Below are 9,026 nucleotides of genomic sequence, written 5' to 3'. Positions count from 1 at the left end.
TAATCCTGGCTGAAGGGTAATTATAGTTGCAAATAATCCTGGTTTGAAAATGTCTTGATTGCAGGTTTGAGCGATTAGTATTGCAGGTCGTTACAAATATTGTTGTGTTGGAGCCACGTCAAAGCTTTTTTGCAAGTGTTGCAATTGGGAATTCCGTAGACTTGAATAGACATAAAACAATTAAGCAACAATCTCCATATATGACATAGCTGGTGTAACTTCTGCCACCAATGCTCCTGTCCTTGAATCTCTGCGGCAGAAATTTAAGAGTAGCGATCGCTCGAAAGCGACTAATACCCACACCAGACTACACCAGTTTCCACCATTTATGGTACGGCTCACTTAACAAAGGGAAGCAACTGCTGGCGCGACAGATAGCTAGAAAAACCGAATATGCTAGTGATTCTGTAACTCGACAGCCATGACAATGGGCTGTGATAAAGGTATGAGTTTACCTGGCCCTCCTGTAGTTAGAGAGATTTGCTTTGACAAATAGGTGCAAACCTCTGGTTGGCTAATAGGAGTAGTAGACTAGGTGTTGACTTTGTGAGTAAATCGTCGAAAAAATTTCAAATTCCTAAACTCTGTAGATGCTAAAGCATTTATACGAAGTTGCGTAAAAAAGACCTCCTAGAAGCGAAATCTTACTAGAAGCCAATTGCTCAGGGGGTCTTTAAAATGAATATACCATTCCAGTCAGAGGTTAGAAGTTATTGGAAATCAGGACATCAGCTATACAAAGGTAAATACAGTATAGAGAAAGAATTAGGATATGGCGGATTTGGTGTTACTTACCTAGCGAGAGACAGAAAATCTCAGCAGGTAGTGATCAAAACTCTTAATCAGGATGTCCAGAATAATTGTCAGTTTGAGAAATTGCGTCAGGATTTTTTAAACGAGGCAATACGACTCGCTAAATGCAGCCATCATCCTCACATCGTAAAGATTATCGAATTATTTGAAGAAGAATCACTACCCTGTATGGTGATGGAATACGTTCCAGGGCAAAATTTAGCAGCTTGGGTTGAACAAAAAATTTTAGCGGAAGCTGAAGCCATATACTATATACGTCAAATTGCTGAGGCTTTGGATGCAGTTCACCGACAAGGCTTTTTACATCGAGATGTTAAACCCCAAAATATTATGATCACAACCGATGGGAGCAGAGCAGTTCTCATCGATTTTGGTATTGCTCGTGAGTATAAGCAAGGTAACTTAACTACTCATACTACTTTCATTTCTGAAGGATATAGCCCAATTGAACAACATTATCCTACGGAAAAACAAGCTGCTTACACAGATGTTTATTCTTTAGCAGCTACTCTCTATTTTGCAGTGACTGGAGAAAGCCCAGCAAATGCTCAAAGCAGACACTATAATCTGGCTCAGTATGATACTGATCCTTTAATAGGTGCAAAACAAATTAATCCGGAAATTAGTGAGGGAGTCAATACAGCGATTATTCAAGGCATGGCTGTTAATCCAGAAGCTCGTTCGCAAACTATTAAAGCATGGTTAGACTTGTTACCAGACATCAAGATTATTCCCAGGATAAATGTGCATAATCAGGTTGCTGCGAGTACCACGCTTCGACAGACTGTGTTAATTAACTCTTCTTCTCAGAAAATTATGAGTTCTCGAATCAGACGGTCTTATATATCCTTATGGATATTTTCTGTGACTGGTTTTGTGATGATTATACCAGTTATTGATTCCATCATTCATAGCAATTTATATAAAAATTTTATTCCGGACATATTTGTTAATAAAAATAATTTAGGTTACGAAAATTCGGAATATGGCTTTCACCTCGAATATCATCAGGATTGGAGGTTATCTCCACATAAATCTCAAAACTTTACGCGGACAGTTACTGAATTAGTATCATCTGATTCTGATTCATCAAATGGTGCTTTGAGCAAAATTATAGTCGAGGTCAGAGATTTAGAAGCTGCTGATTCCTTATCTGATGTCAAACAGGAAACTGTCAAAGATATTCAACAATGGTTCACCAACTCAGAAATTATTGAAAATAGAAAAACTTTTTTAGGAGGAAAGGAAGCTTATTTATTAGTTTATCAAGGAAGTGACCGTGGTAGAGTAATTCGCCGGATGCGAGTGGCAACGGTGAAAAATCATCACGAATATGCCCTGATTTATGAGGCAGATAGGGGTGATTATGATCTGCGAGAAAAGTCTGCCCAACAAATTATCGATTCGTTTGCTTGGCTCAATTAGTAATTCGTAATTCGGAATTACAGCTATTTTCAGGTCAATAGACCACGCGGTAGGGGCACAGCATTGCTGTGCCCCTACGACAGATGTGGTTTAAATACATGAAAACTGCTGTAAGTTAAAAGCGCACCCTACACATACTGAGATTTTTTCAAAAATTAGACCAGATGCGATCGCAAACTCGGGTTGAATATAAAGTTTTGTAACAAGTGTAGTCATCTGCGTAAAAACTACAGGCTGCTAACGAAACCTAAACAGAAGCAAATAAGTAGTTTACTTGTTGACGACATCAATCTATTGAGGGTAGGAGATGGAACAATGATCAAACACAGTCTATTGACTAAACCTATTGCTGGATGTGCGTTGGCGCAGCCCGGACAACGGCGGCGCTCTGTTACCACCGCAGGTATCGCTCTGACTATAAGCAGCAGTATGATACAACCAAGTCTAGCTCAAGCGGATCTCTCGTTCTTTTGTGATACCTACCAAGGCAACTATGTTACCAAAGTCCTTACTAGCAAGGGAAATAGAGCTATTGTGAGCTATGAAAGCTGGGCTAGTGCTAGTGGTTGGACAGCAAAAAAACGCTGCCAACAAGTTTCTAGTCGCTTTCAAAGCTTCTACAATCAGAATATTTTACAGTACATCAGAAGTGGTAGAGTCGGGAATTACCCCGTGATTTGTGTTACTCCCCAAAAAGGGGCATCTTGTCAAGAAAATCATGTGTTGCTCACTTTAGAAATAGGGACTAATCCCCAAGCAGCACTTAGGAGTTTAGTTGGTCAAAGTCGCGGGGATAGTTCCGAGGGTGTTTCTCGGGTGAGTTATCAAAACTCACCACAGCCAAGCTATTTCTCTACAGATAACCAAGGTAATCTCTATGTGAATATAGAGAAATTAATCGAGACAGCACCAGTTGTTGAAAACGAGTCAATCACCAAATAATTACCTAAAATTCACTCAATCTTTAGGATTTTACGGATAGAAAAGCTTTAAGCTTTCTTGTGAAGCCACTTTTTTGCTATTACTTCAGATTCGGGGATTTACATTCTAGTTAATCCAACATTTATTTTTCAAGAGTGAGATATCAACTGCATATAAAGCGATGATCAACAACGGATTCCTCAAATTTGGAACTTTAACGATATGTACTATAAATTTGGAACTTTAACGATATGTACTATATTTGCCCTTATAGGAGCAGTCAGCTTTGAACAGCTATTATCGGATAACAGACAACATGGACAACGCTCTGACCGGGTATTAGCACAAACATCTGAGGAGAAAGAAGCTAACGTAGTTTGTGAAAAAGGGAGCAATGCTGTCGTAACTGTTAAAGATGGCAATGGACATGGTAGTGGTTTTATCGTTAGTCGAAACGGATTAATTATTACAAATGCCCATGTTGTTGAGGGTAGCCCCAGTGTAGTAACAGTAGTTTTTAACAATGGTAAGCAAGTCCCCGCAGATGTGATTGGTTTTGCAATGGGAGGTTTAGATTTAGCTGTTTTAAAAATACAAAACCGCAAAAATCTGCCAAACCTTTCTTTAGGTAGTGCAGGTTCAGCTAAAGTTGGTTATCACGTCTTTGCTATTGGTACCCCTCTAAGCGAAGACTATCGTGATACTTGCACTCAAGGCGACATTAGCCGTATTCGAGCAGATGGAGAAATCCAACATACCGCTAATACTAATCAGGGAAACTCTGGAGGACCTTTATTAAATGGCCAAGGAGAGGTTATTGGTGTCAATTACTTGGTCGCCAAGGCTCGAGTATTTGATGACGCAGGTAATCTAATTGCTTCCACACCAAGTGGTACTGGGATTAATTTAGCTCTTCCTGTCGAAAAGGTGAAATCTTTTTTAGCAGACGTGCGAAAGAAACGAGTTTCTAATGAATCTACCTTACCGAAAACAAAAGAACGGACTATTGCAACTATCTCACTCAATGGTCAAGTAATTAATGGCAGTTTAGGGGAGGGCGATCGCATTGCAGAAAAAAATGGTGCGTTTGTTAACTTGTATCAATTTCAAGGTCGAGCCAATCAACAAATAGTCATTGATATGACCAGTAAGAAGATTAACTCAGTTTTAACTTTATATCAAGTAAGCGAATCTTCTGAAGGTCAAAAATTCAAGCCAATAGCCGAAAACAATGATATAGGCCCTGGTGATTTTAATGCCCAGATCAAGACTAATTTACCAGCAGATGGGCTTTATGTGATAATCGCAAGTTCTGACGAACAAGGAGAAACGGGAAACTACAGTTTACGGGCAACAGCTACGCCTTAAAGTAATTCGGAATGACGCTCTCTACGAGACGCTGCGCGTAGCTTGCTTCCCCGCAGGGGTACGCGGACTCGCTTTGCGCGTCGCTAACGTAATTAAGTTTTGTAATAGCGATTTAGGCCGAATCTCTGAGCTTCTCTGCAATGAGTGAAGCTGAAGTGTCACACTGAAGTCCCCTATTCACTTTTTAACATCAATATCAGGAGTCATAATTATGCAACGACAATCATTTTTCATCGGTTTAGGACTAACTGCTTTAACATCTCTAGCCAGCTTGAGTGTTAGCATTTATCCTGGTTTTGGTCAATCAACTACTTCGGAATCTCAACCTAATAAAGTTACGTTTTTTTGTCGGCAAATTTTTGATAAAGCAAGTGGTGAAAATATTCCGGCTACAGTTGCTTGGGTTCCTGAACGTCAAGGGAATATACGTTTTATTGGTTGGAAATCTGAATATTTTAATAAAAGTGGCTGGACTCCTGAAAAGCGCTGTGAAAAAGTCACTACCAAATTCCAAGAATCTTATGACCAGGGTCGTTTAAATTACTTAACTTATGGTAGAGTTAATGACTCTCCTATTATCTGTGGTCTTGCTAATCAAGGTGAAACTTGTAATAGCAGCAATCAACTATTTTCAATCAAATCTGACAGCGATTCTGACAGCGATTCTGACAGCAAATCTAAGTTAATTCTACAACAGCTAACTGATATTTTTGAAGGTACAGCCTCAGATAGGGGGCCTATACTGCAAAGTTCAGGTGAGCAAGTGTATATTGCTGTACAAGATTTTTTCAAGAAGACTCCTTTGCTTAACACTAAATAGTAATTAGTTATGTTGCTCCTGTAGGTTATGGCTTTTGCCTTAACCTACCATTGGCATCATCGCTCACTATAATTGAAGACCTGTCTTCTGTATTCTCTGAATGTTTTTTCCTCTAATTCTCAATATAGATATGAATCAAAACTTAGCCCTTATTTGTTCCTTGTTATTCTTACCGTTCCCTGTCTTTGCTAATGAAACTTCCTCTCCTACTCTTTCGCAAGCAGCATCAGAGATATCCTCTTGTGAAATCAAAGTAGATGATGTGTTTGATGATTATTCAGAAAACAAACTGCAAACCCTAGCCAGTCGCATTACAGTCAGAGTCATTGGGGATAATAACGGCGGTTCAGGAACATTACTTGCTAAACGAGGTAATACTTATCTAGTGCTGAGTAACTCCCATGTAGTTAGAGGAGTTAACAGCATTAGTTTACAAACATCCGATGGCAAAACCTATGCCGCGCAAATAGTCCCCAATACTAACTTTGAAAAATTGGATTTAGCCTTATTACAATTCCAAAGTAATCAAAATTATTGTCTGCCAAACGAATTTGCCCAATTAATTCCTACTGCTGAGACACCAGTCATGGCTGCGGGTTATTCTGCCGAAAAAGGACAAATAGTATTTCGCACTGGTAAAGTGCAACAGATTGCTGAGAAACCACTCAAGCAAGGGTATCAAATCGGCTATAACAGCAACATTGAACAGGGAATGAGTGGCGGTGCAATTCTCAACATTCATGGAAAACTTATTGGAATTAATGGTAGAGGTGCTTATCCGATTTTAAATACAGGTTATGTTTATCCTGATGGTTCGCGTCCCACAGAATCAGAAATTAAGCGAATGCGAAGTCTCAGTTGGGGAATTCCTATTTCCACTGTCTTAGCGCAGGTGAACCCAGAGATATTGACAGCTTATTCTCTACCTTTACTCAACATTCCTGATGAGGACAGACCAAAAGTATTGACAGGATGGTTAGGGGAATTAGAAGAAAAAGCCAAACAAATTACCGTAAGAATAGATAATATTGGCGGTGACAATGGTTCAGGAATAATTATTAAAAAAGATGGCAATGGTTCAGGAATAATTATTGCAAAAGATGGAAACACCTATACAGTCTTGACAGCATCTCATGTAGTCTGTGGAGGAGAGGATGCCACGAAACCATGTGTCAAGTCTAACTATAAAATACTTGCTCCAGATGGAAAACAATATCCAGTAGATAAAGGCACAATCAAGATTGAAGAAGGCGTGGATTTAGCAGTGGTTAAATTTACTGCAAGTAATCAGAATTATCAAGTAGCGACACTAGCAAATTATAATCCCAATGACTCTGACTATATGTTCACTGCTGGGTATCCTAAATTAGGGAAGAATTCACCTTGGCGATTTACCGTTGGGAAGATTTTCAGTAAAGAACGGGGATTATTAGCTGTTAAAGAATCTGACTTTCAAAATAACAGTTCTGGGAGATCACAAAGTGTGAGTTCCTTAACGGGAGGATATGAGTTAGTGTACACAAGTATTACCTACGGTGGAATGAGTGGAGGCCCTGTACTAGATTCTCAAGGAAGAGTCATCGGGATTCATGGACGCGCAGAAGGAGAACAAGTTTTAGATGAAAAAATAGGAGATACTGATAGTAGTGGGAGTCCGATACAACTAGGTTATAGCTTAGGCATTCCAATAAGTACATTTTTAGGAATCGCAACAAGACTGGGTATACAAACACAAAAACTAGAAAATATTTCAGCACGCCAACCGGATGCACAACAAATCGAGTCAATTCAAGAAGCAGTATTATCAATTGATGTATTCAAAGGAAATACAACAGCTAGACAATGGATAGAAAGAGGGAATCAACTATGGCGGTTGGGTCGTTATCAAGAAGCAGTGAAAGCCTTTGATGAAGCGATTAAGCTGAAACCAGCCTTTGTTTATTTAGCTTATTATGGTAAGGGTTTGGCATTAGGTTCGGATGGAAAATATGAAGAAGCTGTAGATGCATTAGAATCAGCAGTTAAACTCAAACCAGACTTTGTTGCTGCATGGTTAACCCAAAGTGCAGTCTATGAACAATTAAACCAACTTGAACAGGCGTTGCTAGCTATAAATAAAGCGATTCAACTACAGCCAAAAAATGCCAATTTGTATAATGAGAAGTCGGGTGTATTAGATGATTTAAAACGGTATACAGAAGCAGAAACGGCAATAAATGAGGCAATTAAACTCAATTTGCGTCCTGCTTTTTTAAACAATCGTGGTAATGTTTACTCTGACCAGAAAAAATGGGAATTAGCCTTAGCTAATTACAACAAAGCCATTGCTATTAATCCTCAGTTCGCTAAAGCTTACTACAATCGTGGTGTTCTTTACTCTGACCGAAAGAAGTGGGAATTAGCCTTAGCTGATTACAACAAAGCCATTGCTATTAATCCTCAAGATGCTAATGCTTACAGCAATCGTGGGAATCTTTACTCTGACCAAAAGAAGTGGGAATTAGCCTTAGCTGATTACAACAAAGCCATTGCTATTAATCCTCAAGATGCTAATGCTTACTACAATCGTGGTGTTCTTTACTCTGACCAAAAGAAATGGGAATTAGCCTTAGCTGATTACAACAAAGCCATTGCCATTAATCCTCAAGATGCTAATGCTTACAGCAATCGTGGGAATCTTTACGATAACCAAAAGAAGTGGGAATTAGCCTTAGCTGATTACAACAAAGCCATTGCCATTAATCCTCAAGATGCTAATGCTTACTACAATCGTGGTGTTCTTTACTCTTACCAAGAAAAATGGGAATTAGCCTTAGCTGATTACAACAAAGCCATTGCCATTAATCCTCAAGATGCTAATGCTTACGGCAATCGTGGGAATCTTTACTCTGACCAAAAGAAATGGGAATTAGCCTTAGCTGATTATACTAAAGCCATTGCCATTAATCCTCAATATGCTAATGCTTACTACAATCGTGGTGTTCTTTACTCTTACCAAGAAAAATGGGAATTAGCCTTAGCTGATTGCAACAAAGCCATTGCCATTAATCCTCAATATGCTGATGCTTACTACAATCGTGGTGTTCTTTACGATAACCAGAAAAAATGGGAATTAGCCTTAGCTGATTATACCAAAGCCATTGCCATTAATCCTCAATATGCTAAAGCTTACTACAATCGTGGGAATCTTTACTCTGACCAGAAAAAATGGGAATTAGCCTTAGCTGATTACACCAAAGCTATTGCCATTGAGCCTCAAGATGCTGAAGCTTACGCCAATCGTGGTGTTCTTTACCTTAACAAGGAAGACAAACAAAAAGCAGTTCCAGATTTACAGCAAGCAGCCCAACTTTTTCAAGCTCAAGGAAACACTGCTGATTATGAAAAAGTTATAAATATCTTAAAAGAGTTACAAAAATAAGTATCGAATATTAGGAAAAACTTAAATCCCAATCGCTCATCTATTAGCCGTTTGCTGAATTTCTGTAATAATCTGCTGTACTTCTTGATATCTTGCATCTTCTCTTTCTCTCAAAATAAGAGCAGCTTCCCTGTATTTCTGTCCAGCAGCCTTTAAATCCCCTTTTCTAAGAGCCTGATAAGCTTTACCCATTAATACATCCAGTTTTTTACGCTCAGGAGAAATAGTTGAACATTTGAACAGCTACACCTTAAAGTA

The 9,026-nt window shown here is 38.9% G+C and carries 7 protein-coding genes and 1 pseudogene; 6 read left to right on the top strand and 2 right to left on the bottom strand.

What is annotated here, in order from left to right:
- Nucleotides 1-95 precede the first annotated feature (95 nt).
- Nucleotides 96-173 (bottom strand): annotated as a pseudogene (locus tag ACYTXL_RS16485) (arsenate reductase); the annotation flags it as partial.
- Between the two features lie 57 nt (nt 174-230).
- Here ACYTXL_RS16485 and ACYTXL_RS16480 point away from each other — a divergent pair.
- From ACYTXL_RS16480 to ACYTXL_RS16455, 6 genes are all read left to right on the top strand, one after another.
- Nucleotides 231-425, top strand: coding sequence for a hypothetical protein (locus tag ACYTXL_RS16480; protein WP_461925680.1), 195 nt, complete (start codon nt 231-233; stop codon nt 423-425).
- A gap of 253 nt (nt 426-678) precedes the next feature.
- A complete protein-coding gene (locus tag ACYTXL_RS16475; protein WP_461925679.1) occupies nt 679-2,238 on the top strand; it encodes a protein kinase domain-containing protein in 1,560 nt (519 codons plus the stop codon).
- Nucleotides 2,239-2,553: 315 nt separating this feature from the next.
- Nucleotides 2,554-3,180 carry a COP23 domain-containing protein gene (locus ACYTXL_RS16470; RefSeq protein ID WP_461925678.1) on the top strand — a complete coding sequence of 209 codons (627 nt, stop codon included), beginning with the start codon at nt 2,554-2,556 and terminating at the stop codon, nt 3,178-3,180.
- 201 nt (nt 3,181-3,381) lie between these two features.
- On the top strand, nt 3,382-4,527 hold the full coding sequence (locus tag ACYTXL_RS16465; RefSeq protein WP_461925677.1) for a S1C family serine protease: 1,146 nt from the start codon (nt 3,382-3,384) through the stop codon (nt 4,525-4,527).
- Nucleotides 4,528-4,738: 211 nt separating this feature from the next.
- Nucleotides 4,739-5,347 carry a COP23 domain-containing protein gene (locus tag ACYTXL_RS16460; RefSeq protein WP_461925676.1) on the top strand — a complete coding sequence of 203 codons (609 nt, stop codon included), beginning with the start codon at nt 4,739-4,741 and terminating at the stop codon, nt 5,345-5,347.
- Nucleotides 5,348-5,477: 130 nt separating this feature from the next.
- Nucleotides 5,478-8,768: a tetratricopeptide repeat protein gene (locus ACYTXL_RS16455; protein ID WP_461925675.1), complete on the top strand. Its 3,291-nt coding sequence runs from the start codon at nt 5,478-5,480 to the stop codon at nt 8,766-8,768.
- A 36-nt stretch (nt 8,769-8,804) separates the two neighbouring features.
- Here ACYTXL_RS16455 and ACYTXL_RS16450 read toward each other — a convergent pair whose 3' ends face one another.
- Nucleotides 8,805-8,960 carry a hypothetical protein gene (locus tag ACYTXL_RS16450; protein WP_461925674.1) on the bottom strand — a complete coding sequence of 52 codons (156 nt, stop codon included), beginning with the start codon at nt 8,958-8,960 and terminating at the stop codon, nt 8,805-8,807.
- Nucleotides 8,961-9,026 lie beyond the last annotated feature (66 nt).

Source organism: Nostoc sp., from assembly GCF_054880495.1.
The sequence above is the reverse complement of the archived record's forward strand: the minus strand, read 5'-3'. Positions and strand labels throughout refer to the sequence as shown.